Below are 24,325 nucleotides of genomic sequence, written 5' to 3'. Positions count from 1 at the left end.
GGCTAGTATTCTAACGATTTTTTTGAAATAAACCAACTTTTGTCTTTACTCGACCGATGATTTGGATCATGGTACGATGGAATAGTGTGTTATATATACCAGAAGAAATAAACGGCTAATCCAGCTATTGTTGCGAGCATCGTAATTGTGAGTAATTTCGTGGAACGCATTGAGTAGTTCACAATAATTGCTCCTAAAAGTACAGCGAAATAAAGTGAAAAGTCTAAAGGAAACAAACGAATCGCTGATACGAATCGTTCACCTGTAAATAACATAATGAAAATAGGTGCAAACATTATTAATGAAACAATAATTAAACAGAATGTATTTTTTTGTTTTAAAGTCATATTCATTGATATCACCTCGAAGTGTTATTAATTTATAAAGTGTCCAACGATCACTTTCTCATTCAAAAATAGAAAAGAGGAACTTTTGATGGAGAAAAATAAACTGCAGTTAGCGCAGGAAAAGTTGAAATCGATATATGGATATGATCAGTTCAGAGATGGACAAAGGGTCATTATCGAACAAGTGTTAAATGGCATTGATACAATTGGTATCATGCCGACTGGAGGAGGAAAATCACTTTGTTATCAAATTCCTGCATTAGTTTTGCCTGGAATTACACTCGTGATCTCTCCGCTCATTTCATTAATGAAAGATCAGGTTGATGCATTAAATGAACTGAATATACCTGCGACGTATTTAAATAGCACATTAAGTGCAAGTGAAGAAAGGGTGCGGCAATCGCGTATTAAGGAAGGTCATTACAAACTTGTCTATGTTGCTCCTGAGAGGTTGAATCATCCTTCTTTTCAACATTTGCTTGAGAAGATAACTATCTCGTTAGTAGCCATTGACGAGGCACATTGTATGTCTCAATGGGGGCATGATTTCAGGCCAAGTTATTTATCTATTTCATCATGGCTTGATGAGTTATCTCAAAGAGTTACAGTCTTGGCATTAACGGCAACCGCTACAAAGCAAGTTTGTTTTGACTTACAACAATTTTTACATATCGATGAACAAAATGTAATTACAACTGGCTTTGAAAGAACGAATTTAACATTCCAAGTAAAAAAGGGAGTAAGCAAACAAAAGTTTATGTCTTCCTTCTTAGCAGCAAGAAAGAATGAATCGGGAATTATCTATGCATCAACACGAAAAGAAGTTGAGCAAATTTTTGATGTACTGAGTTCAAAAGGTCTTGATGTTGCTTGCTATCATGGAGGGATGTCTGAAAGTCAGCGCTCAGCTAATCAAGAGGCTTTCATACATGATGAAGCTAAAATTATTGTTGCAACGAATGCCTTTGGAATGGGTATAGATAAGTCAAATGTACGGTATATTCTTCATTATAATTTACCAAGGACGATTGAGGCTTACTATCAAGAAGCAGGAAGAGCTGGACGTGATGGAGAAGCAAGTAATTGTGTGCTGCTTTTTAGTCCACAAGATGTCAGGACACAATCCTTCTTAATTGAACAATCTGATCGTACAAACGACAGACAGGAAATGGAATATAAAAAATTGCAGCAAATGACTGGATTTTGTCATACAGAACGTTGTTTGCAACAATATATTTTACATTATTTTGGTGAAGATACTAATAAGACTTGTGGAAAGTGTTCGAACTGTGTTCAAACAGGTGAGAAGGTAGATCGAACGAAAGAAGCACAGATGGTTTTTTCAACAGTTAAACGAGTGAGAGAACGTTTCGGAAAAACGATGATTGCTCAAATTTTAGTCGGATCATCGAATCAAAAAATTAAACAATTACAGTTAAACGATGTATCAACATATGGCTTAATGAAGGATTGGACTCAAAAAGATGTATCTGAATTTATTGACATTTTAATGGCTGAAGAATATTTACGAGCAACAGGAACTTCATATCCAACTATCCAATTAACAGAGAAAACGTTGGCAGTATTAAAAGGGGAGGAACAACTTTTTATCACTGAAACGTTAGCGCCGTCAGAGCCAGAAGAACAAGATGACGTCTTTGAAGCATTACGTCAATTGCGTAAGCAGCTCTCTACTGAAAGTAACATACCTCCATATATGATCTTTTCAGATCGCACCTTAAAAGAAATGAGCAAATATATACCAGTAACGCTGGATGAGTTGTCTGAAATTTCTGGTGTCGGTGAACAAAAAAAAGAAAAGTATGGACAAGCTTTTTTGGAGGTATTATTACAATTTAAAAATAATCAGCCCTTAATAAGTGAAAGAAAATTGAGAAAAAGCAGCGGCTCTTCCAAAAAAGGTCAATATTTGGAAACAGCAAAACGTTTTAAAGAAGGTGAATCGATCGAGCAGTTAGTTGAAGCCTTTTCTGTAACGGAGCAGACAATTGTTAAACACTTAATTCGTGCCGAACAAGAGGGATTAGAGTTACAATTAGCTCAATATGTAAAGGAAGAACATCGCCTCCTTATAAATGAAGTAGCAGAAGAGGTAGGAACCGAATTTCTTAAACCAATCAAAGAAAAACTCCCAGACCATATCACGTATCAGGAAATTCGCTTCACTTTAGGAAAGTAATTACTGGTATATAGTTTCATGATATGATGAGTTAGAATAGGCAATCTAAGTTAATTTTTTCTAGAAGATGTGATGAAGCTATAAAAGGGGAATGTAGAAATGACAATTAAGATCGTAACAGATTCAACTTCTGATTTAACGGAAGATCTAATTCAAGCATATGGAATTGAGGTAGTCCCATTATCAATTTCAGTGAATGGACAAACCTATTTAGATGGGATCGATATTACAAAAAGTGATTTTGTGAAATTATTGACTTCATCTGAGGAGCTTCCTAAAAGTTCGCAACCTTCTGTTGGTTATTTTGAGGAGACATATCGTCGGTTATTAGCCGAACCTGATACAACACACATCATTTCAATTCATCTTACGGAAGGGATGAGTGGTACATTTAATTCTGCTAGAACAGCAGCGGAAATGATCGGAAAAAATGTAACGGTTATTAATTCACTGTTCATCTCTCATGCATTAGCTTTTCAAGTGATTGAAGCAGCAAAGATGGCTAGCGCTGGACATAGTGTAGAAGAAATTGTTGGCAGGATAGAAGAAGTTCGTGAGCAAACTTCTTTATATTTAATGGTTGATACATTAGAATATTTAGTAAAAGGTGGTAGAATTGGACGAGGCAAAGCATTGCTTGGATCCATTCTGAAAATCAAGCCAATTGCTTCTCTGGCTGAGGGCGTGTATACACCTGTGAATAAAGTTCGTACTCATATGCAAATGATTGAGTATTTTAAGAAACAATTCATCGAGGAAACATCGTCATTAAAGGTAAAGGCAGTGGGGATTGCTCATATTGAGGCGGAATCACTTGCAAATAAATTGAAAGATGCTTTGCAACTGAAACAAATCCCTGTGACAATTACAGAAACGTCTCCTATTATTAGTACACATACAGGTCCTGGGGCAATTGCACTTATGTATTATTCAGACAAAGAATAAATATATATCATTCAATTAAATGGGAAGGATGAAAGAAATTTATGAGTATTCGTGAACTACTTAGTATTGACGACTGGAAAGAGATTTATCAATCATCTGGAGACAAGCCGGTTCTATTATTAAAGCATAGTACTACTTGTCCAATTAGTGCTGAAGCATTTAAAGAATTTCAAGCTTTTCAAAAAGGAGCAGAGAATGAATTTAGTTATGCTTTAGTAAAAGTGATTGAACAACGCCCTGTATCTAATGCCATTGCAGAAGAAACAGGTATCAAACATGAATCACCTCAATGTTTCCTCATAAAAGACCAGGAAATAACGTGGGTTGATTCACATTGGTCCATCACAAAGAGAGCGATTGAAAAAGCTATTAACGAATAAGGAAAAAGAGTGACAACATAGGTAACTATGAGTCACTCTTCTTTTTTTGACTTGTTTTAGCCATTTGAATATAAGTGAAAATTAAACAACCAGTTCCAAGAAACGTACATACATATTGTAAAATTCTCATCGTGTCCAAACCAAATACCTCCCTTGGTGATAGTATTGAAACGGAAAAGGGAACAATGCCTTTTTCTGCGCTTTCTACATGGTTTTACTTTTTCTAGAATGAATCGATCTTATTCGCTAAAATAAAAAAGGAATCGCTTACAAAATTAGTGAATAAATTAAGGAAGAAGAGTGATAGGAGGATGATGAGAATGAAGGCGGACGGGGAACTAAGAGAGTTGATTAGAAAAATGAATAATCATCCTGAGTATATTAGTAACGAGAAGGACCGTGTGTTCCAATTTGATTTAAAGGATGTTGGTACGTTTCAAGTTGTACTAAGAGAAGGCAAAGCATATTTACATGAAAGTCAAAAAGAGGAACCTGATGTTACATTGCAATTTTCAGAAAAAGATTTCTTGAAGTTGTTAGCAGATGAACTGAACACTACAGTTGCATTTATGACCGGGAAGGTAAAAGTAGATGGAAAGATAGGATTGGCATTAAAGCTACAAGAAATTGTGCGAGTGTATCAAACAGTATAACTGAGAGGCTGTCACAAAAGGTCTGCTCTTTGACCTATTGTGACAGCCTCGAAGCAATGAGCTAAGCCGTCGCAATCTTTTAAGCCGGATATGAGTGGGTTTCTCATAACAGGCGCGCGGCGAGTGTGCCATTGCAAATCTTTCAAAAGGTCTGCTCTTTGACCTATTGTGACAGCCTTCTAGATGTTAAGTGAAAAGTAATGCGTAAGATATGCCAACAACGCCAACAACTGATAAAATATAAACGGGCTTAATTGGCATTTCTCCATCTCTTTCCATAGCTTTTCCGAACATATAGAAAACAAGTGGGTGTACTAAAAATGGCATAGAAAAGATAAAAGGAATGAGTAAAGCTGCATCAGCACCAAACATTTCACCTTGAATGGCAGCAAATAAGCCAAAATGAGAAATAGCTGATGTTTGTGCCATAGCTGTATATTCAAAAGACATTGTACTAAAGCTTAAAAGCGCTAATCCCCCAAAAACGGCACAAATTTGCCAACCAAATGAAAATTGCATAAGAGCTTTTACTTCTTTTCGATCATCCCCATTGGCTTTACGTAAATTTAAGAGAGCTAAAATCGTTAGTCCGACTCCAATTGATACAATGATGGAAGAAGGTCCAATCCAAAGAGAGCCGCGCTCAGCACTGATTGCAAGAACTGAAAATACAAACACATGACCAAAGAAAGGAATATTAATCATAATTGGTGCACGTTGAGCCGCAACTTTTCCGAAATCTCCTGCAGTACAAGCTCCTGTTAAACCAGAATGAGAAAGAGAACCAGCCATACCAGGTGCTAAGTTTCGCGTATTTGCTGTTTTAGCAATAAGCATAATTAAGGAAATTCCCCCAAACATCCAAAAAAGCTGTCCGAAAAATCCGTACGCTAATACAGAATTCATCCCTTGAATTTCAAAGGCATCACCAATGCGAGACCCTCCAACCATAAAGTTTGCAGCAAGTACAACCGGAATCCCGGCAAAAAGTAGGGCACGTATAGTTGGACCAAATGTCCAATTGTGGAAAAACGCACCGAGGGCAGCTGAAATCATCATAGCGAAAAAGATTTGCGGTAACGCAATAATGGAAACGAATGCCTGAGCAATGTAAAAGGAAATAAGCAAAACGACAATGATTAAACCAAGTTCTACCAAACCTTTCCGAATATACAAATGCTTATTTTTTATGGTAGCTTTATTATCGATTAATATTACAGCGATAATAAGGCCAATGTAGGCAATGAGAGGATTATAAACAGCAAGTCCTTCAGCTGCTTGTCCTAGTAAGGTCATTCTGGTAAACCCTTCGATCCCAAGTAATAAGAAGAATGCTCGAACAATGTAAAAGAATTGAGTGCGTGTTGTTCCAAGAATTGTTTCTTCATCTGAGGGAACGACAATGTCAGAGACTTCAAGTTCCTTCTTACTTAGAATCTTTCGTAACTCCTGTCCTCCAACAAAGAAAGATACCGTTAGAGCAATAATGGTCGTACGAGCCATTAAATCAACAAATGGAAACTCAACTAAACCAGGTGTAGCGATTCCGACAGTAACTAAAAGAAAACCAAGCAATAAGCCAAAGATAACAATAATAAGTACAGGAGAAAATCTTGTACCGGCTACGATTGTTCTTGATATTAGTACCATAGGAACAAGGAAAAAGAGCAAAATCCAAAATTGATTTAATACTTGTAAATGAGCAATTTGATCAATAATTTCCATGATAGTAACTCCTTATTTATTTTTTGCTTTTAAAGCTTACCTCATAACGGTGCGGGGAGTAAACTTTTGTAAGCCTATACACGAATTTAACAGAATAGTAAATTAACCAAGTTGAAACCATTTAGCAGTTCCAGTCGTCCTATGTGTAGATTCTGGAGGTGTATAATGAAAAAAATAAAGGGTTTCCTTGGAATTGTTTTTTTAGTATTGGTTATTAGTGCGTGTAGTAGTCAGGAAGAGGTAAATGATTTGGCTGTTAGTGACCAAGTATTTGAAGAAGCAGAAGTAGCAACTCCTACCGAAAGCATGAATATGGATAGTGAAGTACTGAATCAAGTAAGTACAAAAGCAGAAGAGCGCATGGTCATTTATCAAGGATATTTGACTTTAGAAGTGAAAGACTTCTATTTAGCAAGAGACGAGATCCAAGAAAGGACTGATCAGTTAGGCGGCTATGTTGTTGAATCACATCATCATGAAGGGGCTGATGGCAACCTATTTGGGAGCGTTGTCCTTCGTGTGCCGAAGCAAGATTTCCACCCGTTTATCGAATATATAGGAACGACAGATGTCAAAATCGTTGAACAAAGCACACATGGCAATGACGTAACCGAAGAGTACATTGATTTAGAATCCCGGTTAAAAGCCAAGCGTGTAGTGGAAGAGCGACTGTTAGGGTTTATGGAACAGGCTGATAATACTGAAAATTTATTAAAGATCTCAAACGATTTAGCGAAAGTTCAAGGAGAAATCGAGCATATGACGGGAAGAAAGCTGTTCCTAGAAAATCAAGTTGAACTTTCGACAATAACCATTACAATTAATGAGGTTTCGATTGGAACATCAAGTATTCAAGGAGACGAATTGAATACGTGGGAACGGTCAAAAAAACTGTTTATTGATACAACTAATGTAGCTTTACTAGCAAGTTCAGCAATTGTAGTCTTTTTCATTGGTTTAAGCCCAGTTTTTGTACCAAGTATGATTCTTATTTTAATCATCATCACATATTACAAAAGGAAAAGGAAAAACCACGATCAAACGACGGATTAAAAAACAAGATTGTTGCAGGCTGCCAAGTGCATACTTTTTGCTTCAATTCAAACGATATAGATGAGGTGAACTAGATGAATCGACCAATGGTAACTGCGCTAACAACAATCGGAATTGCCCAATCATTAAAAATACCTATACACAAAGCAAAAACAGGGAAGTGGGATACAGGTTTGTTATTTGAAACAGGTGGGATGCCGAGTTCCCATTCAGCTGGGGTAACGGCATTAGCTACTTTTGTTGCCCTTGAACGTGGCATTTCTTCAGTTGACTTTGCTTTGTCTACTGTGTTTGGCTTAATTGTTATGTATGATGCACAGGGGATTCGTAGACAAACAGGTGAATTAACAATAAAAGTAAATGATATGAGTGAAGAAGTAAACCGTTTAACTGGATTGCATGACCCACACAAAAGCAGGGATCAAAGTAAAAAGTTAAGAGAGCGTCTTGGGCATATGCCTGAAGAGGTACTAGGAGGCGCGCTTTTAGGAATCGTAACTGGCACGCTTGGATATATGTTAACTGGTAAGTAGGCAATAAAGGTTTATTTTTTCCTTTGGGATTACCTCTGTTCCTGGCTTTTGAGACAGGGGAAAAAGAAGGCATTGACAAATTCTATTACAGTGCCTTCTTTACCTATATTAAGGTACCATCAAATTATGAGCGAGCCAAGATAAATAAAAAACCGTAATGATCCCTATCAACCCAATAATGCTATATTTGTCAAACATTGGGATATTGTCTTTTTGGTTTTTCCCATACATAATTTTTCACCTTTTTATGAGCCGTTTATTTTAACTTTCTTTCTTATGTTTTAACTTAAACGTAAGGTGTATACAGTATTTGAAAATAATTGCAGCTGTACACGAAAATAGGGGGGTGCACAGCTACTATAAAATTGAGCAGGATAATTTCCAGTTTGGTGGGAATTCATTTTTGGTTGTTTTTTCATATTTATAAAGGAGGAAACTGTCTCCTTATGCCGAATTAAGTTAGGTAAAGGGGGATGATACATAAATGTGTACTATTAATTTTTACATTGACGATAACTTAGTTAGGACAGCAAGTGGCGAAGAACTAGAAAAGGAAATGCCTAACTGGGATGGTAAATTTCATAAAGGTGAAAAAATGCTTTTTAAAGGTGAGGATAAGTTAATTAAGAATATAAAGGTCGAGTTCTCTGAGGGTACAATTAGTCTATTTTTAAAGTAAGTCACTCCTTGTGAGTGGCTTTTAATGTACTAAGAATTAGAACGATCTCTTTTAACTGAATAAATGTAATCAACAGGTAGACCAGACATCAAACTACTTTTGGTTTTTATGGACATCCTACTTTAATCAGGCAAGTAGAAGTAGCTAAATAATTCAATGCTTCTGTTGTGACTATATCGTGACCACTACAAAAAACAAAAAAACCATCTTACCAATGGGGCTCGCAAACAATTGATCCACTGTAGTTTTCGTGGTTAACCTCAATATCAAATTTATGCTTTTCATAAAAATGGATGAGTCTGTCAAGGTGGTCAAAGTCACGTTTGGCGAGGTCGCCTTTCATGTATTGGACGTTTTGGTCTTTGGTATGTTCACTGATGCTGCAAGTTCTATTCGTTATTACTTAAAATAGGAAGAGAAATTACAAGAGATTAATATATTTGGAAACAAAGAAGAGGAAGGCAGTCACAAGGAAGATAACTGCTTTTGTCTGTGAATAAAATCATTCCATTAAAAGTTTCATTAATATTGGAAGTGATAGTTTAAAAAGCCTATAAAATCTGAAATTTTTATAGGGTACAACAGAAAGGGGTAAGTGAAGAAAATTTTGGGAACATGGTGTGTGGTATTACTCTAGAGACTTTCGTAACTACACTTGAGATTAGTATTACTTATCTTTCTACTTAATCTTCCTATGGTATAATTCACTTAAAAGATAATATAAGAGGGATATCAATTTTTCTGAGGACAACACTAATTTCTTTCAATGAAATTATGAAATTCAAATGAATAAAAGTTAACATAGTAAAAGAAATGGGATTGTGAATAAGTTTTCAAATGATAGAAGTGGCATCAAAACAAGGAGTGGTTACTAATTATTATATCAGCACTATCTATTCTTTCTTTTTGGGTCATCACAACGTTTTTGTTCAAAATGACAAAAGGTCTTAGAACTATTCCTAATTTAACTGAAGCTGCAGGTGTTTTAAAAAAGGGACCCGCTGTTTCGGTTATTATTGCAGCAAAAGAAGAGGGCGAGCATATAGAAAAAACCATTCGTTACCTACTGGAACAAACCTATAAAAATTTGGAGATTATTATTGTTAATGATCGTTCGACCGACGATACGGGAGAAAAAATAGAACACATAAAAGAAAATTTAGTGAATATAGAAGGAATTACCTTTCGAACCCTTCATATTCAAAGCTTACCAGATGGTTGGTTAGGTAAAAATCATGCCTTGTATCAAGGTTATCTCCATTCTTCTGGGGACTACCTAATTTTCTCAGATGCAGATATTACCTTCAAGAAAGACACTATCTCGAAAGTTATGAATTATGTCGTTGAAAACAATGTGGATCATATGGCTATGTTACCTCGTATCATTTGTCGTCGTTTTGAATTGAGGGTGTTTATTCATGTTTTCCTACTTGTTTTTAGCATGTTTATTGAACCTTGGAAAGTATATGTCAAAGGTAAAAAAGGAAAGGGTGTTGGTGTTGGTGCCTTTAACTTAATCAGAAGAAATGTTTATGAAAAATTAGGAACACATGACTCATTTCCTCTACAGCCAATTGATGATATCGAACTTGGAAGAAAAGCGAATGACGTTCAGTGTAATCAACATTTCGTCGTAGGAAAAGAGTTAATCGAGGTAGAATGGTATCCAAGCTTAAAGCATGCAATAAAAGGTTTTAAGAAAAATTTTTTTGGTTCGGTCGGATATAAAATTGGTAATGTTATCGGTCTAGCATCCCTGCTTTTTTTACTAGGTATTTACCCATTTATCGGCATACTTTTATTTAATGGATGGGCGTTTATTTTACACGCTTCATCAATAATACTTTTGTTTATACTCTATGGAATATGTATCAAAAAACTTTCGAATAGTTCTTGGGAAGAGTTTTTTGCATTGCCTTTTATGCTATTGTGTTACATTTATACATTATTTTTATCTACCTTTTCTGTTTTAAAAGACGGTGGTGTTTATTGGAGAGGTACGTTTTACTCGTTAAAAGATTTGAAAAAACCTAACTTGGTACAAAAAGATCATTTACCAAAGGACGATTTGAAGTGAATTAAAGTCTATTAAAAATAGGTACAAACACAATATAAATAACCCCATCTTACCAATGGGGTTGCCAAACAATAGATCCACTGTAGTTTTCGTGGTTAACCTCAAAAATTATGCTTATCATAAAAATGGATGAGTCTGTCAAGATGGTCCCAAAACAGAATTGTGTCAACCTTTTGTGGGAGGGGTATTTTCCACCCTCATAGGTGTAAGCGAATTCATGATTTTATGGTTCTCCTCTGTCTAGAATCTTACTGTTTTAAAAGCCTTTCAAGTCTTTCAACGCTCTGTAAACTGGAATGTAAGCTCTGTGTTTGAGATAGATGATGTTGTTACGTGTCGCTTCACCAATCGTACTCTCGACCTTCTTCACAAAGTGCTTTGGAGGACGTTCTTCCTTTGGCTCTGTCCATTTTTCAACGCGTAAAATCAGTGTTTTGAGAGGGACTTTATCCATCAACGCAACCATCGCTGTCATCATGGCACTAGCGCCTTTATCCCCCCCAACTTCGTCTATTTTTGAGACGCTCCGCAAAGACACTCATGGTTCCCTCAGCACTTCCCATCGGGCGGAACCCTGTCGGAGCGATCCCCTGATCTTTCAGTCATTCTCTGTAATCTCCCAATGCTTCGGGGGATTGTTCAAGCTGATGAATCAACGCCTCTAAACGCTCTTCTTTCGCTTCTGTCTCAAGTGTTCCCACCGCACTGTTGAGCTCTGTTATAAGTGTTTCTCCATCGTACTTTGCGAGGGCTTTCTGCATAGCTCGATAACGCCTGTGATCTCGAAACAGTCTTCTGATGTCACGTGCCACATGAAAACGATCAATCGTGAAGAAGGCTCGTCTTTGAAAATAGTCTCGACAACCGGTAATCCAAGTCGCTCCATCCCCATTGATGACAAGTTGATGCACCGCTGGATCATAGGCGAACGTCTCCATGAGAAAGGTCTCTAAATAAACTGTCTATTTTTAGAGGCCGTTTATCTTTATAATGGAAGCGTTGCTTATCACGTTGTTGAACAATTTCTTCGTCATATGCCTCTGGCATGGAGGTCATCACACTTGAGAAGGTTTCCTGTAACTTCTTCCAGACTAGCTGTTCAAGTTCTTTTAAAGTTGGATATTCTGTGTTATTCTTTTGCATGGGGTTTCTCCTTTGAATCGGGTTTTCGTCGACTATGATTCTACCAAGGAGAGACCCTTTCTCATGTATTTTACTTAAACCCTACCGCGCTTTCGCTTGGTGGCCTCCTCAACCAGGTAATGGACTTCCATTACCTGGTTGAGGAGGTTATTTCTTCTCCCACAAACATTTTACTCATACCCAAAATATACTACTTGACTCTAATATTTTTTGAAGTAACTAGATATTAGGTTAACTTCTCTCTTATTTTGTAATACAAATGGAATTGATAAAGGAGATAATGAGTCTATAAGCAGAGAATTTTTAGTTACTAGTATATTAATTTCTCTTATTGGGGATATTGCAATCACACACAATAAAAGTGTGATGAATATGAGGGGATATATGTAAAGTGAAAAAGAATGAGTGAAAAAACTGCAATTTAATAAGGTTGAATCCAGTATCAATATTCCTAAAGAAATATTTACAGATCTAAAAAATGAAATTGAGAATAGTAGTATTATTTTTTCGGGTATATAACAGGGTTTATAAGCCGTTTCTACTTTTTGATTTATAAATATAATATTACCAAAGATAAGGAAGGAGGGGGAAATATGGGAATAATCTGTCCGCCGGGGCCACCGGGACCACCGGGACCACCAGGGCCACCAGGGCCACCAGGGCCAGCAGGACCAGCAGGACCAGCAGGACCAGCAGGTACGGCTGCTTCTACTGATTACGGTTACATTTATCAATCTACTGCTCAAAGCGTACCTGTTGGAAATGATGTTACGTTTGATACTAATGGAACTTTATTTGGAGGAATCGGTCATACACCTGGGGATGCAGAAATAGAAATAAACACTCCTGGTAATTACAAAGTAATTTTTTCAGTAACAGGAGAGCAGTCTAATCAATTCGCGCTATTTCTTAATAATAATATGCTAGTAGAAGGCTCATTATATGGTTCAGCTGATGAAAATCAACAAAACAATGGAGTTGTCATTATTTCGGTTCTTGAGCCGTCAACTATTACTTTGCGTAACCATATATCTGATGAAACGATTGACCTTGAGACTTTGGCTGGAGGAATAGAAGCAAATGTAACGGCTTCTATTTTCATTCAAAGATTGTAGCTAGATTATATGAAAGTATCGAATTTTGGAGGTGAACTAATTTGAGTAAAAGAAGTATAACGAGTTCCCAAGGGTCGCTAGGCCCAGAAGGCCCACCAGGCCCAGAAGGCCCACCAGGCCCACCAGGACCACCAGGACCACCAGGCCCAGAAGGCCCACCAGGTTTTTCATCAGACCATGGATATATTTATAATTTAAATACTCAGGTCGTTTCTCCAGGTGAAAATATCCAATTTTCCAATAATGGACCTATATTTGGAGGAATTTCTCATAGTCCAGGGTCAGATGAAATTACAATTGAAGAAGAAGGAGACTACGCTCTTCTTTTCTCTGTCACAGGTGCAACCATCAATCAATTTGCTCTTTTTCTAAATGGAAGCCCGATACAAGAGGTCATTTATGGCACCGATAATAATAACCAACAAAATAACGGGCAAGCGATCATCACGATTTCGGAGGTTCCGGCCGTTCTTACTTTAAGATATTTCGATAACATTCCCATTTTGCCGGTTACCTTACAAACACCGGCAGGGGGGAGCCAATCTAATACTACGGCATCTGTATTCATTCAGAAGTTAGGTGCACAAACCGTTGCCACAGTATTCACTGATGCAGAATTACTAGCTGCATTAGAAAACGAAATGATTAGCACGATTCAAGTTACTCCTGGAACATATGATCTAAGCGGGTTCCCACCAATTGTAAGAACGACTGCTGTAAGGCTAGAATCTGAATCACCAGGAGCAGTTATAGAGTTGAATCAAAATCAAGAATATGATTTTATAACGATTGGGGAAAACGTAACCATCATTTCAAACCGTATTCGCAACTTGAATCAAGGCATTGATTATCCGACCATTCCTTTAGCAATCGCAGCTGCAAGTCCTGGGGACACGATTCAGCTTTCACCAGGGCAATATACTCTGAACTCTCCCTTAATTATAGACCGACCTCTAACATTAAGAGGTATTTCAGCAAGGTTAACGGAAGTAGAATTTGTTCTTGCTCCGATACCTCCAACAGGGTTCTTATCTATTAGAGCAGATAATGTTATTATAGAAAATTTACATTGGAGTGGGCCAACTGCAGCAACTGGAGATAGTTGTTTATTCAATATACCGCCGTTAGGTTTTCCTGGAGTCATGTTTCAAAATATAATAATGCGATATAACACTTTTGAAGGGGGAAGGCGAACTGCCTTTATTAAAGCAGAGGATTTTTCTTTTATCGGTAACACGATTATACACAATGGAAACAGAGATGGATTAGTGTTAGAAAGAGTTGATGGCAACACATTTATATATGGAAACAGATTTAATGGAGGCCCCGTTAGCAGAAGAGTGTTTTCTATTGAAACAGCGAACGTATTTGATTTTGCAGGTGGAACGATTAATATCGCAAACAATTTTTCAATACGATTTTCTCAATATGTCTTATTTAATACCGTACCGGTTAATTTAGATTTGTTTATTCAGGAAAATTATATTGATCATATGGACCGAAGCGGCAGTTCTATTATCTTTTTACCATTTGGGGATTTTAATGAAATGGACACGATTCTAATAGACGACAATATTTTCATTAACCCAAACCCAGGTCGATTGGCTGTTTATTTAGATTATACGTTTGGCGGTACCTTTGTTCCATCAGATGACCAAATTCAAGTGTGGAATAACAAGTTCAGTATCCAAACACCATGGGGGTCTCCAACGGACACAGTTGATGATGATTTTCCTGTTGGTTTTAGCGTAAATGCTCCGGTTGCTATGAGTTTATCTGTATTCGACCTTCAAAATAATGTGAATTTTTAAATAGTATTAATGGTTTTACACTGTCATTAAATAATTAGGTGCCTATGACGTAAATGTTTTGGATAAGCATGTTTAGACTCAAATTTTGGAACCTAAAAAATGGGGAGTTCTCTTGTGACAATGCATCACAGAGAAGTCCCTTACTTTATTTATGTCCTTAAAGTCCTTTTACACAAAATATATGTCAACAAAGTAATACTTATCATTTAACCTGCACTTCATATTTAAACGGCAATTTACTGAAGAAATAACTTCTGCAAATGTATTTTTCCTTGATGCTGAAAAAGAGCAGCGCTAATAGACATTTTTATACCTTCTGCTATGGCTTTTCAAAATGCATCAATTATTACGTAACTATAACGATGTAACAAGAAGTAGCAGAACTATTAGATACCAACTTTTAATGTTTAAATTATGACTGTATGAAATCCTTTAGCAATACAAAAAAAACATCTTACAAATGGGGCTCGCAAACAATTGATCCACTTTGATTATCGTGGTCAACACAAACATCAAATTGATGTTTCTCATAAAAATGGATGAGTCTGTCAAGATGCTCCCAGTCCCGTTTGGCGAGGTCGCCTTTGATGTATTGGACGTTTTGATCCTGTGCATGTTCTTTTAAATAATCCATGCAGATCGAGCCGTAGCCTTTGTTTTCTTCGCCTTTAATGTCACCGATATGAATTGTTGATTGATTTTCATATTTAGCTTGAATGGAGAAGTCCCAGCTTCCGCGGAAGGCGGATTCACAGTCATTTAGCATGATCTTACATGCATGCCCATCATCTACAATAGACACAATCACCCATTTTTCTTCTTTTGTTTGTTCTATTCCTAAAATTTGTCGTTTTTTTGCAATTTCCTTGACGTTCGCTTGCATACGGAACATTTGAAACTCTAAATTTTCTAAGTCTTGCTCTAGTTCTTCAGGGTCTCTTTTCTCCTCCTCGGCCCCTAACTTAGTTAAAAGCACCGAATCACCTCTTCTATTAGTCTACTACTATTTTACAAGTTATATATTATAACGGGAGAGAGGGAAACGTGCAAGTTCTTAAAACCCAGATCTAATTTAAGAATCAATAAAAAATAGGTACAAATCAAGATGATCTGTACCTCAAATGTAATAAGTATGTTTATTTAAACGAATACGTCCAAAATCGCTCTGTTTGTAACCATTCAAGAGCGACTTTATCACCGCTTTCCCATTTGGGTTCAAGTTCTTTGAGCATCCATTCTGTTTGTGAAAGATGTGCTCGCATTGCTGCTTTCTTTTGTTCGGCAAATGGGGTGATGTCGTTTACGATATCAGCCGGACCAAGTTCTTGTTCATGGCCATTGGAGAAGGCGACACAATGAACGGTAGGGCGCTTGTGTTCTTCCAACCGTCTGACAGCTTCGATGACTGCACGGGCCGTAGCCTCATGGTCGGGATGAACGGAGTAGCCAGGATAAAAGGTAATGACTAATGAAGGATTCAGCTCTTCAATTAGGTTGTTCATTATAAAAATCATTTCTTCGTCGTCTTCAAACTCGACGGTTTTGTCCCGGAAACCTAACATACGTAAGTCATCAATTCCCATTGCCTCGGCAGCTTTAATTAATTCTTGTTTTCGGATTTTTGGTAGAGATTCCCTCGTTGCAAATGGTGGATTGCCAAGGTTTCTTCCCATTTCACCAAGGGTTAAGCAAGCATATGTAATCGGTGTTCCATTGGCAACATGCATCGAAATCGTACCTGAAACACCAAATGTCTCATCATCTGGATGGGGGAATATGATGAGGATCTGTCGTTCTTTTTTCATTTCAATTCATTCCTCTCTATTCAAAAGGTGTTTTGCTAATTTCTAATGCAACGGCTAACTTTCCATCGTTTCCGTGACCGGCAAGGAGAAGACGTCCTAATTCATCTTGCTCATAATGTGTTAATCCTTCAGCGTATACCCAACCGATTTCAAGCTTTAAGCCCACTCGGTAGGGACCATCTCCGATTATTTTTCCGTGCTCATACGTGATCTTTGCATTTCTTATGTAGGCACTTGCTGAGAAAAAAGATGAATCATTATGAGAAGCGTAGGCACCGTTTGTTGTCTCTAAGTGTAAATACACTTCTTGGTTAGCGTATGAATTAATCAAGTTCTGTACTTCCTGTATTGTAATAGCCTCCATGCGTTCCTCCTACGTATACAATCTTTTATTATTAGTATAATGCAAATTAGGGTGAACAACCAATGAATCGCCTGTCATGTAGTTGTGTTATCTCTTTTTCTTTTTTGTTAAAATGGAATAGATGATTTTAAAGATGGAGTGTCGTGTTGAAAGAAATTATGGATACTGCACCTGATTTAAAGATTATCGCAACTATGGTGCAGGGTTTAATAATATTGATGTAGAAGTAGAAACAGCTACCAAGAAAAAGATTCATGTAACCAATACTCCTGTTGTCTCAACGTACGCAACGGCAGAATTAATTAGACAATGTTATTTTAACCCCGCATATTGGAAATGCGACGGTGGAAGCTAGAAGAAATATGGCGGAATGGCTGCTAATAATATTATATCCGTGTTAAATGGTGGCGAACCGAAGACCCCGATTAATGTAGTTGACTAGTTGAGTTAGCAGCTATTATGTTGTAGAGTAGGTGATCTTATGAAAGATGATTATAGGTCTGAAGAAGAGGAGGAGTATGTCCCGAAGCCTGAGGATTTTCTTTTTGAGGAAGAGGATACAGAAGAAGAAATAAAAATGAAACAATCAAAGAGGAACCTCATCCGATTAGTAGGTGCTGGGATTGCTATTCTTCTTATTTTGCAAGTTGCCAACATTTGGTTTAACCTTTTTTCATCTGATTCCCGTGAATTAGTTCGGACGTCTGAAGAATTAAGTCAACAAGAACACATTGCTAATTTTAAAGAAGCGGTTGTGACGATTCAAGGTAGCGGAGGAAGAGGGACAGGGTTTGCGATTTCAGCTGATGGGTTTATATTAACGAATCATCATGTTATCCATAATCGGGAGCCGCTTGCTGTCGTATTTCCGAGTGGCGACATCTTTCATGCACAAATCATTCAATCTGAGGAAGACCTCGATGTTGCTTTGTTGAAAATTGATGGTAATGACGTACCTTATTTGCCACTGCGTTCGGAAGATGCAAAAGAACAGGAGAAGATCTATGTGATTGGCAGTCCACTATCCCAAACACAGATTGTCAATGAGGGGGAAATCTTAAATGAGGATGCTCCGTATCAAGTGTTGAAGATTTCAAATGCAATTTTCCCTGGACATAGTGGAAGCCCTGTTTTATCTGAAGAAGGAGAAGTGGTCGGGGTAGTTTATGCAAGGTCTCTTCCTTCGATCGGAAGTCAAGAAGAGGGACACGGGTTAGCTATTCCGATTGAACAAATTGTTGCTGAAATAGTTGAGGTAGAAGCACTCACGAATGAATAATAGGCGCCATCTATTTGGATGGGCCTGCTTTTTCTTTAAGATCATACTAACACTTGTACTATTCCTTAAACGATTGAAATAGGATAATAAAAAGAGGAATAGGAGGATATGTATGTCTACTGGTTTGCTTCTATTTTTTATAGCATCAACCGTTCTTTTTCTTTGCTATTATATGGTGATTGTACAAAACCGTCATGAGTCACAAATGAATCTTATGATGACAGCAATGGCCGGAGGTATGACAGCTGGTATCTTATTTGGGACTATTATGGGTTTATTGTTAAGAGGAGATTTTGTTCAGTCTACGATTCTAGGAATTGTGATTGGAATGACAATAGGTGCTTTTATCGGATTGCCTCACCAGTTAATTACAACACTTGAAGGGATGCTAGCTGGATTAATGGGAGGAATGATGGGGGCAATGATAGGGGAAATGTCTCCAATCGGTCAAGAAGATGTGCTATTAAAATTTTTATTTATGATTAGTTTAATCGTTTTAGTAATTACGACTCGAATGTTCCACGCTGAATCTAAATCAGTTATTGTGATTTTTTTAAGAAACCCTCTTATAGTGCTTCTTCTTGTTTTGTTAGTCTTTTTTGCTCTAGAACAAGTAGATACTTTCTTTCCAGAAAATCAGATCGATTCAAGTGATCATAAGCATTCTGTTTTAGGATAGTCGTTGACAAGCATTGTTTTTTATATGATAGTAGAATTATAAAAATAAGTTAAAGGAGATTCGCCGTGTCAAAAAAAATTGAGCTGAAGCAAATCGATCATCGACATTCACGTGAAAAAGAACAGTTGGTGAATCGACTAAAGCGAATTGAAGGGCAAGTAAGGGGAATTCAAAACATGGTAGAAAATGATCGATACTGTGTTGACATTCTTATTCAAATTTCTGCTATTAACGCAGCGATGAAAAAGGTAAGCTTGCAGTTAATGGAAAACCATACAAAGCACTGTGTAGCTGATGCAATCAAAAGCGGCAGTGGAGATGAATCAATTGCTGAGCTTATGGATGTCATAGAACGATTAACAAAAACTTAGTTTAGATTTTTTTGTTATCTTGATTACCCTAGGTGGGTATGGTACGATGGGTGTATCCTAATCAAATAAAAGGTGATGAACAACATGGAAAAAGCGACAATTCACGTAAAAGGAATGTCTTGCAATCATTGTGTATCTGCAGTTGAGGGAAGTGTCGGAAAACTGGATGGAGTACGTTCTGTTGAAGTAAACTTAGCAGCTGGTACAGTCGTTGTAGATTACGAAGTAAGTAGCTTATCACTCGATGCAATTAAAGAAGAGATTGAAGATCAAGGGTATGATGTAGTCTAGTTCCTAAAGTAACGTGCCCCAAAGGCACGTTTTCTTGTGTGAAAAAATATACCCTGCAGGGGTACGATATAAGGGCTTCTCAATGAGAGGGAGGGAAAGAATGATGGCAAAGGTAGAAGTAACGTTTTCCATAGGAGGTATGACCTGCGCTGCTTGCTCTGCAAGAGTAGAAAAAGGGATTAGGCGTATGGATGGGGTTCAAGCAGTCAATGTGAATCTGGCAACGGAACGAGCAAATGTTACTCTTGATACAGCTGAAACGAGTGTCAAACAAGTAACGGACAAAGTTGAAAAACTCGGATATGAATTGAGAGTTTTAAAGGCTGACTTTCATGTGACAGGAATGACCTGTGCTGCTTGCTCAAGTCGGATTGAGAAGAAGCTGAATCGTCTACATGGTGTTCAACAGGCAACGGTAAATTTAGCGCTTGAAACAGCAACGGTCGAATATTTAGATGGAGTGATTACAACTTCTGAAATGAAAAAGGCCGTTGATAAGCTAGGATTTGGATTAGAAGAGAAAAATGAAGAGACTACACAAATAGATGCAAAACAAAAAGAAATGGAAACCCAACTAGGCAAATTCTTATTTGCTGCTATTTTAACATTGCCATTATTTTGGTCCATGGTAACGCATTTTGAGTTTACATCGTTTATTTGGATGCCTGAGATGTTTATGAATCCTTGGGTACAATTAGCTCTGGCAACACCTGTTCAGTTTATCGTCGGAGCTCAGTTTTACGTTGGTGCATATAAAGCACTGCGAAACAAAAGTGCGAATATGGATGTCCTTGTTGCCCTTGGAACATCAGCTGCTTACTTTTACAGTATTTATCTAGGAATTGAGGCTATGGAGCAGGGGATTGCGATGCCTGATTTATATTTTGAGACTTCTGCTGTCATCATTACACTTATAGTGCTAGGGAAGCTTTTTGAAGCACGGGCGAAAGGAAAAACAAGCCAGGCGATTCAAAAGTTATTAGGACTTCAAGTGAAAACAGCAACGGTTATTCGCAATGGTGAGTCCGTTACTATTGCGCTATCAGATGTGCAAGTTGGAGATCATTTACTTGTGAAACCAGGAGAGAAAATCCCTGTAGATGGCAAGATTATTGAAGGACATTCAGCTGTAGATGAATCGATGATTACGGGGGAAAGTATCCCAGTCGATAAAAAAATAGGTGATGAAGTCATTGGTTCAACGATGAATAAAAATGGTTCGTTAACAATGGAAGCAACAAAAGTAGGAAAAGATACGGCCTTATCTCAAATTATAAAAATCGTTGAGAATGCCCAAGGTTCAAAAGCCAATATTCAGCGGATGACAGATAAAGTTTCGGGAATTTTTGTTCCGGTTGTCGTTGTCATTGCTATTGTCTCGTTTTTGGTATGGTATTTCATCCTTACCCCTGGCAACCTAGGTGCTGCCTTAATTCCGACAATCTCTATTCTTGTTATTGCATGTCCTTGTGCTCTCGGACTTGCCACACCAACATCAATTATGGCAGGTTCAGGCCGTGCAGCTGAATTAGGCTTGCTTTTTAAAGGTGGGGAACACCTTGAAAATACGCAATCGATTGAGACGGTTGTCCTTGATAAAACGGGTACAGTCACAAAGGGCGAACCGGTGTTAACGGATTTCTTTACTGAAGGTGCTCTTGAAAAGGCTACTCTTTTACAAATGGTTGCTTCGGCTGAAAGCAAATCAGAGCATCCATTAGCACAAGCAATTGTTCATTATGCTATAGAAGCAAAGATTAGTTTACTCCATACAGGTCAATTTGAAGCAATTCCTGGACATGGAATTCGAGCGGATGTAAATGGTCATACTCTATTAATTGGAACGAGAAAATTACTAGAAGACGAGAATGTCAGCTATGAAAAGGGAAATACAACGATGCTAGATTTTGAAAAAGAAGGAAAGACGTCCATGCTCATTGCTGTCGATGGTCGCTACGAGGGAATTGTGGCAGTTGCTGATACAGTAAAAGAAACGTCAAAACAGGCAATTACAAGGCTTATTAAGTTAGGCCTCGAAGTCATTATGCTAACAGGTGACAATGAACGAACAGCGAAGGAGATCGCAAAGCAAGTTGGAATTGAAAAAGTTGTTGCTGAAGTACTACCGCAAGAAAAAAGTGCTGTCATTGAAAGGCTACAACAAGAAGGAAAAAAGGTTGCTATGGTTGGTGATGGATTAAATGATGCCCCTGCTCTAGCTGTTGCTGATATCGGAATGGCAATTGGTACAGGAACTGATGTTGCGATAGAAGCAGCTGATATTACGCTAATGCGTGGAGATTTAAATAGTGTAGCGGATGCGATCATGATGAGCAGAAAAACGATGGTAAACATTAAACAAAATCTATTCTTTGCCTTCGTTTATAATTCGTTAGGCATTCCAATTGCAGCAGCTGGGTTATTGGCCCCTTGGGTAGCGGGTGCTGCGATGGCATTTAGTTCTGTTTCTGTTGTTTTAAACGCACTTCGTCTCCAAAAAACAAAGCTTGTTCAAAAAGAAATGGAGAGATCAATATGACGAATACAGTTCGTACATGGGTATTCTCCGCTATTGTGATTTTACTTGCTGTAGTAGGTATGTACAATGTAATAGGAACTAAGGATGAGGTAGATCATGCTCACCACCCGAATGATACACACGATGACGGTCGTGCTCATCATGCAAAAGGTGATTCAACGATTATTGTTGATGTCTCCTACAGCGATGACACATTAATGATCTCGTTAATGAATGAAGCTGGGGACATCCCAGAACTAGCCATCACACATGAAAAAAGCATGCATTTGATCTTAATTAGTCATGATCTAGATTCGTTTATTCACCTCCATCCAGAGGAAACAGAAGAAGGAACCTTTGTTGTGAATCAGCAGCTTGAACATACAAATTACCAAGTCTTTGTTGATATAAAGCCGGTAAACGAGGTATATGTACCTGAGCCGATCCCACTCGATCAGCATAATCATGATTATATAGAGATTCAAGTAGATGAAATGACGAAAATCGTAGAAGGAATTGAAGTGGAGCTTTCATATGACGAGCTTGTGGCTAGAGAATCGGCTAGATTACAGTTTGATCTGAAAAATGCTTCAGCAGAGCCGTATTTGGGAGCTTTAGGTCATGTCGTCATTGTTGATGAGCATCTCTCAACATTTATTCATGTTCATCCGCAGTCCAATGAAGAAACGGTTTTTGAAGCTTACTTTGAGGAGGATGGAATTTATAAGCTTTGGGCAGAATTTAAAGCTGATGGCAAAGTTTATGTTTTTCCGTTTATAATAGAAGTGAAATAAATTAGTTGAGAAGAGGGTTTCATCATGACAAAATCAGGAAAAGAGCGAAAAAACATTCAACCTGGAATAGAAGTTGATATTGTTCTAAAGCAAGATCAAAGAACTGGAAAAACAACTAGGGGGGTTGTTAAAGACTTGTTAACTAAATCCTCCAATCATCCGCATGGGATAAAAGTTCGATTGCAGAATGGGCAAGTAGGCAGAGTGAAAGAAATAGTAGAATAATAAATTGAAGCAGTAGTTTTAACTACTTTCGCTGAAAAGTTAGACACCTTATTACTAGGTAGGGGATAGGTTTTTATCTATTCTTTATATAGTATTAGGGTGTTTTTTTTTGACCGAAATTACTAAGTGTTTTCATATCAAAAAAGCAAACAAATCACTCAATCACTCTACTAAAGTCTTTAGAATAATAGTCTGTTAGACGAGTGCTAAATAGGTAATGGTGTTTCGAATTAAATGAGTATTCTACCTACTCACCATTTGATTCAAAGGACATATATATAAACTATGAATTTGTCACAAGTACAAACTCCCTTAAGGTACAAAAGTCAGATGATGATATTCATTTATTAAATTTTTAGATATTAGAAAGGGGAGGAAAAAATTGAAAAAAGCACATTTAGAAAAGCTACTTAATAGAGAGATTCAAATCTATAAAGGTGAGCCAGAAGCAAATGTTGGTAAATTATTGGATGTGAAGGATGATTATTTAGTTCTTCAAACGGATAGTGGGGAAACCATTTACTATGCTCACGAACACATCAAAAGTATAACTGAAAATGCTCAGGCTCGCTTTAATTCAATAGTAACACCAAATTCAAACAGTACTAACACAGATGAAGAGACTTCTAAGTTAGACTATACGGAGGCAAATAACCTAAGTGAGTTAGCTAAAATTATGAAAAAGCAACTTGTTTGTATTGATAGAGGAGGTCCTGAATCTAGAACTGGGACATTGTTAGAAGTAAATGGCGACTTTTTGATCCTTTATACTAATGAAGACGGACTGATCTTTTACAACAAACGCCATATAAAAAGCCTAAGTGCTGCTGTTAATACTCAGAAAGAAAAAAGTGAGGGGAATTTAGAATCAGCAGAAAACGCAGAAGAATCGGTTGAAAATAATGGCCAACAATTAGATAACCTTATGAAAATTTATGGTGATATTGCTGCAGATAACTTTCATGATCTTCTAAAAAATGTTAAATACACTTGGGTCAAATTAAACCAAGGCGGTCCTGAGAGTGTTGAAGGCTTATTAGTTGATAGTAATGAAGAACTCCTATTATTAGCAGTAAACAATGCAATTTTTAGGATCCCAATCTACCATTTAAAAAACTTCAGCATCAAACTGAATAATCAAGGTTCAAGTGAGAATTCAGAGAATGAAAACAATGAAGGAAATAAAGAAGATAAAGACAAGAATGGCAAAAAGAAAGATAAAAAAAATAAAAAAGATAAAAAAGATAAAAAGGATAAAGATTAATAGAAAAGTGATTCAGCATTACTAAAAGAGAATATGTAAAGAGGACGAAATATGGGTTTTATGGGGGAGGGGAA

25 protein-coding genes and 2 pseudogenes are annotated in these 24,325 nt (G+C 37.3%); 19 read left to right on the top strand and 8 right to left on the bottom strand.

The genetic code is table 11. The annotated features are described in order from the left end of the window. Window positions 1-89: 89 nt before the first annotated feature. Complete coding sequence (locus tag AC1FXP_RS03290; protein WP_480058724.1) at window positions 90-353, bottom strand: hypothetical protein; 264 nt, start codon at window positions 351-353, stop codon at window positions 90-92. Window positions 354-435: 82 nt separating this feature from the next. Here AC1FXP_RS03290 and recQ point away from each other — a divergent pair, with 82 nt between their 5' ends. The 4 genes from recQ (at window position 436) to AC1FXP_RS03270 (ending at window position 4,525) form a co-directional block, all read left to right on the top strand. After that, complete coding sequence (recQ, locus tag AC1FXP_RS03285; RefSeq protein ID WP_480058722.1) at window positions 436-2,547, top strand: DNA helicase RecQ; 2,112 nt, start codon at window positions 436-438, stop codon at window positions 2,545-2,547. 99 nt (window positions 2,548-2,646) lie between these two features. Beyond that, the gene (locus AC1FXP_RS03280) at window positions 2,647-3,492 is read left to right on the top strand and encodes a DegV family protein (RefSeq protein ID WP_480058720.1); all 846 of its coding nucleotides are present in this window, start codon (window positions 2,647-2,649) and stop codon (window positions 3,490-3,492) included. Between the two features lie 41 nt (window positions 3,493-3,533). Continuing rightward, window positions 3,534-3,872, top strand: coding sequence for a bacillithiol system redox-active protein YtxJ (gene ytxJ, locus AC1FXP_RS03275; protein ID WP_480058718.1), 339 nt, complete (start codon window positions 3,534-3,536; stop codon window positions 3,870-3,872). A gap of 311 nt (window positions 3,873-4,183) precedes the next feature. Beyond that, window positions 4,184-4,525: an SCP2 sterol-binding domain-containing protein gene (locus AC1FXP_RS03270; protein ID WP_480058716.1), complete on the top strand. Its 342-nt coding sequence runs from the start codon at window positions 4,184-4,186 to the stop codon at window positions 4,523-4,525. 186 nt (window positions 4,526-4,711) lie between these two features. Here the strand turns inward: AC1FXP_RS03270 and AC1FXP_RS03265 are convergent, their stop codons facing one another. Next, window positions 4,712-6,250, bottom strand: a complete 1,539-nt coding sequence (locus AC1FXP_RS03265; protein WP_480058715.1) for a hypothetical protein — start codon at window positions 6,248-6,250, stop codon at window positions 4,712-4,714. Between the two features lie 165 nt (window positions 6,251-6,415). Here AC1FXP_RS03265 and AC1FXP_RS03260 point away from each other — a divergent pair, with 165 nt between their 5' ends. The 4 genes from AC1FXP_RS03260 (at window position 6,416) to AC1FXP_RS03245 (ending at window position 10,592) form a co-directional block, all read left to right on the top strand. Next, entirely contained in the window at window positions 6,416-7,303 is an 888-nt protein-coding gene (locus tag AC1FXP_RS03260; RefSeq protein ID WP_480058713.1) for a DUF4349 domain-containing protein, read from the top strand. A gap of 74 nt (window positions 7,304-7,377) precedes the next feature. After that, window positions 7,378-7,836 (top strand): divergent PAP2 family protein, encoded by a 459-nt coding sequence (locus AC1FXP_RS03255; RefSeq protein WP_480058711.1) that lies wholly within the window; start codon window positions 7,378-7,380, stop codon window positions 7,834-7,836. A 484-nt stretch (window positions 7,837-8,320) separates the two neighbouring features. Continuing rightward, entirely contained in the window at window positions 8,321-8,515 is a 195-nt protein-coding gene (locus AC1FXP_RS03250; protein WP_250096351.1) for a hypothetical protein, read from the top strand. Between the two features lie 934 nt (window positions 8,516-9,449). Beyond that, window positions 9,450-10,592, top strand: coding sequence for a glycosyltransferase family 2 protein (locus AC1FXP_RS03245; protein ID WP_480058709.1), 1,143 nt, complete (start codon window positions 9,450-9,452; stop codon window positions 10,590-10,592). Between the two features lie 256 nt (window positions 10,593-10,848). Here AC1FXP_RS03245 and AC1FXP_RS03240 read toward each other — a convergent pair whose 3' ends face one another. The 3 genes and pseudogenes from AC1FXP_RS03240 to AC1FXP_RS03230 all read right to left on the bottom strand — a co-directional run bounded on the left by AC1FXP_RS03240 (window position 10,849) and on the right by AC1FXP_RS03230 (window position 11,735). Then, the gene (locus AC1FXP_RS03240; RefSeq protein WP_480058891.1) at window positions 10,849-11,130 is read right to left on the bottom strand and encodes a hypothetical protein; all 282 of its coding nucleotides are present in this window, start codon (window positions 11,128-11,130) and stop codon (window positions 10,849-10,851) included. Further along, a pseudogene (locus tag AC1FXP_RS03235) lies at window positions 11,084-11,503 on the bottom strand (UPF0236 family transposase-like protein). Before AC1FXP_RS03235 ends, AC1FXP_RS03240 begins: the two are co-directional and overlap by 47 nt. 7 nt (window positions 11,504-11,510) lie before the next feature. Beyond that, entirely contained in the window at window positions 11,511-11,735 is a 225-nt protein-coding gene (locus AC1FXP_RS03230; protein ID WP_480058707.1) for a UPF0236 family transposase-like protein, read from the bottom strand. A gap of 593 nt (window positions 11,736-12,328) precedes the next feature. On the opposite strand from AC1FXP_RS03230, the gene AC1FXP_RS03225 reads away from it, so the two are divergent. Both AC1FXP_RS03225 and AC1FXP_RS03220 read left to right on the top strand, forming a co-directional pair. Continuing rightward, a complete protein-coding gene (locus AC1FXP_RS03225; protein WP_480058705.1) occupies window positions 12,329-12,850 on the top strand; it encodes a collagen-like protein in 522 nt (173 codons plus the stop codon). A 41-nt stretch (window positions 12,851-12,891) separates the two neighbouring features. Continuing rightward, complete coding sequence (locus AC1FXP_RS03220) at window positions 12,892-14,661, top strand: right-handed parallel beta-helix repeat-containing protein (RefSeq protein ID WP_480058703.1); 1,770 nt, start codon at window positions 12,892-12,894, stop codon at window positions 14,659-14,661. A 454-nt stretch (window positions 14,662-15,115) separates the two neighbouring features. On the opposite strand, the gene AC1FXP_RS03215 is transcribed toward AC1FXP_RS03220, so the two are convergent. The 3 genes from AC1FXP_RS03215 to AC1FXP_RS03205 all read right to left on the bottom strand — a co-directional run bounded on the left by AC1FXP_RS03215 (window position 15,116) and on the right by AC1FXP_RS03205 (window position 16,830). Then, entirely contained in the window at window positions 15,116-15,637 is a 522-nt protein-coding gene (locus tag AC1FXP_RS03215; protein ID WP_480058701.1) for a hypothetical protein, read from the bottom strand. A 160-nt stretch (window positions 15,638-15,797) separates the two neighbouring features. Beyond that, window positions 15,798-16,466 carry a bacillithiol biosynthesis deacetylase BshB2 gene (gene bshB2, locus AC1FXP_RS03210; protein ID WP_480058699.1) on the bottom strand — a complete coding sequence of 223 codons (669 nt, stop codon included), beginning with the start codon at window positions 16,464-16,466 and terminating at the stop codon, window positions 15,798-15,800. Between the two features lie 16 nt (window positions 16,467-16,482). After that, the gene (locus AC1FXP_RS03205; protein WP_480058697.1) at window positions 16,483-16,830 is read right to left on the bottom strand and encodes a YojF family protein; all 348 of its coding nucleotides are present in this window, start codon (window positions 16,828-16,830) and stop codon (window positions 16,483-16,485) included. A gap of 167 nt (window positions 16,831-16,997) precedes the next feature. Here AC1FXP_RS03205 and AC1FXP_RS03200 point away from each other — a divergent pair. The 9 genes and pseudogenes from AC1FXP_RS03200 to AC1FXP_RS03160 form a co-directional block, all read left to right on the top strand. Then, window positions 16,998-17,131, top strand: a pseudogene (locus AC1FXP_RS03200) (hydroxyacid dehydrogenase); the annotation flags it as partial. Between the two features lie 180 nt (window positions 17,132-17,311). Then, on the top strand, window positions 17,312-18,109 hold the full coding sequence (locus AC1FXP_RS03195) for a S1C family serine protease (RefSeq protein WP_480058695.1): 798 nt from the start codon (window positions 17,312-17,314) through the stop codon (window positions 18,107-18,109). Between the two features lie 112 nt (window positions 18,110-18,221). Then, window positions 18,222-18,788, top strand: a complete 567-nt coding sequence (locus tag AC1FXP_RS03190; RefSeq protein ID WP_480058693.1) for a hypothetical protein — start codon at window positions 18,222-18,224, stop codon at window positions 18,786-18,788. A gap of 65 nt (window positions 18,789-18,853) precedes the next feature. Next, entirely contained in the window at window positions 18,854-19,159 is a 306-nt protein-coding gene (locus AC1FXP_RS03185) for a metal-sensing transcriptional repressor (protein ID WP_250096358.1), read from the top strand. A gap of 84 nt (window positions 19,160-19,243) precedes the next feature. Then, window positions 19,244-19,450, top strand: coding sequence for a copper chaperone CopZ (gene copZ / locus AC1FXP_RS03180; protein WP_480058691.1), 207 nt, complete (start codon window positions 19,244-19,246; stop codon window positions 19,448-19,450). A gap of 100 nt (window positions 19,451-19,550) precedes the next feature. Further along, a complete protein-coding gene (locus tag AC1FXP_RS03175; protein ID WP_480058689.1) occupies window positions 19,551-21,989 on the top strand; it encodes a heavy metal translocating P-type ATPase in 2,439 nt (812 codons plus the stop codon). Beyond that, window positions 21,986-22,762, top strand: a complete 777-nt coding sequence (locus AC1FXP_RS03170; protein WP_480058687.1) for a hypothetical protein — start codon at window positions 21,986-21,988, stop codon at window positions 22,760-22,762. The genes AC1FXP_RS03175 and AC1FXP_RS03170 overlap by 4 nt, the downstream gene beginning before the upstream one ends. Window positions 22,763-22,786: 24 nt before the next feature. Beyond that, the gene (locus tag AC1FXP_RS03165) at window positions 22,787-22,987 is read left to right on the top strand and encodes a YwbE family protein (RefSeq protein WP_480058685.1); all 201 of its coding nucleotides are present in this window, start codon (window positions 22,787-22,789) and stop codon (window positions 22,985-22,987) included. 382 nt (window positions 22,988-23,369) lie between these two features. After that, window positions 23,370-24,251, top strand: coding sequence for an LSm family protein (locus AC1FXP_RS03160; protein WP_480058683.1), 882 nt, complete (start codon window positions 23,370-23,372; stop codon window positions 24,249-24,251). Window positions 24,252-24,325 lie beyond the last annotated feature (74 nt).

Source organism: Halalkalibacter sp. HAAS-P013, from assembly GCF_056619925.1.
This window is presented reverse-complemented; position numbering and strand designations above follow the sequence as displayed.

Excerpts from the sequence above, each read along its gene's own strand:
- AC1FXP_RS03290 (WP_480058724.1), bottom strand. The coding sequence starts at position 353 with ATGAATATGACTTTAAAACAAAAAAATACATTCTGTTTAATTATTGTT.
- recQ (WP_480058722.1), top strand. The coding sequence starts at position 436 with ATGGAGAAAAATAAACTGCAGTTAGCGCAGGAAAAGTTGAAATCGATA.
- AC1FXP_RS03280 (WP_480058720.1), top strand. The coding sequence starts at position 2,647 with ATGACAATTAAGATCGTAACAGATTCAACTTCTGATTTAACGGAAGAT.
- ytxJ (WP_480058718.1), top strand. The coding sequence starts at position 3,534 with ATGAGTATTCGTGAACTACTTAGTATTGACGACTGGAAAGAGATTTAT.
- AC1FXP_RS03270 (WP_480058716.1), top strand. The coding sequence starts at position 4,184 with ATGATGAGAATGAAGGCGGACGGGGAACTAAGAGAGTTGATTAGAAAA.
- AC1FXP_RS03265 (WP_480058715.1), bottom strand. The coding sequence starts at position 6,250 with ATGGAAATTATTGATCAAATTGCTCATTTACAAGTATTAAATCAATTT.
- AC1FXP_RS03260 (WP_480058713.1), top strand. The coding sequence starts at position 6,416 with ATGAAAAAAATAAAGGGTTTCCTTGGAATTGTTTTTTTAGTATTGGTT.
- AC1FXP_RS03255 (WP_480058711.1), top strand. The coding sequence starts at position 7,378 with ATGAATCGACCAATGGTAACTGCGCTAACAACAATCGGAATTGCCCAA.
- AC1FXP_RS03250 (WP_250096351.1), top strand. The coding sequence starts at position 8,321 with ATGTGTACTATTAATTTTTACATTGACGATAACTTAGTTAGGACAGCA.
- AC1FXP_RS03245 (WP_480058709.1), top strand. The coding sequence starts at position 9,450 with ATGACAAAAGGTCTTAGAACTATTCCTAATTTAACTGAAGCTGCAGGT.
- AC1FXP_RS03230 (WP_480058707.1), bottom strand. The coding sequence starts at position 11,735 with ATGCAAAAGAATAACACAGAATATCCAACTTTAAAAGAACTTGAACAG.
- AC1FXP_RS03225 (WP_480058705.1), top strand. The coding sequence starts at position 12,329 with ATGGGAATAATCTGTCCGCCGGGGCCACCGGGACCACCGGGACCACCA.
- bshB2 (WP_480058699.1), bottom strand. The coding sequence starts at position 16,466 with ATGAAAAAAGAACGACAGATCCTCATCATATTCCCCCATCCAGATGAT.
- AC1FXP_RS03205 (WP_480058697.1), bottom strand. The coding sequence starts at position 16,830 with ATGGAGGCTATTACAATACAGGAAGTACAGAACTTGATTAATTCATAC.
- AC1FXP_RS03195 (WP_480058695.1), top strand. The coding sequence starts at position 17,312 with ATGAAAGATGATTATAGGTCTGAAGAAGAGGAGGAGTATGTCCCGAAG.
- AC1FXP_RS03190 (WP_480058693.1), top strand. The coding sequence starts at position 18,222 with ATGTCTACTGGTTTGCTTCTATTTTTTATAGCATCAACCGTTCTTTTT.
- copZ (WP_480058691.1), top strand. The coding sequence starts at position 19,244 with ATGGAAAAAGCGACAATTCACGTAAAAGGAATGTCTTGCAATCATTGT.
- AC1FXP_RS03175 (WP_480058689.1), top strand. The coding sequence starts at position 19,551 with ATGATGGCAAAGGTAGAAGTAACGTTTTCCATAGGAGGTATGACCTGC.
- AC1FXP_RS03170 (WP_480058687.1), top strand. The coding sequence starts at position 21,986 with ATGACGAATACAGTTCGTACATGGGTATTCTCCGCTATTGTGATTTTA.
- AC1FXP_RS03165 (WP_480058685.1), top strand. The coding sequence starts at position 22,787 with ATGACAAAATCAGGAAAAGAGCGAAAAAACATTCAACCTGGAATAGAA.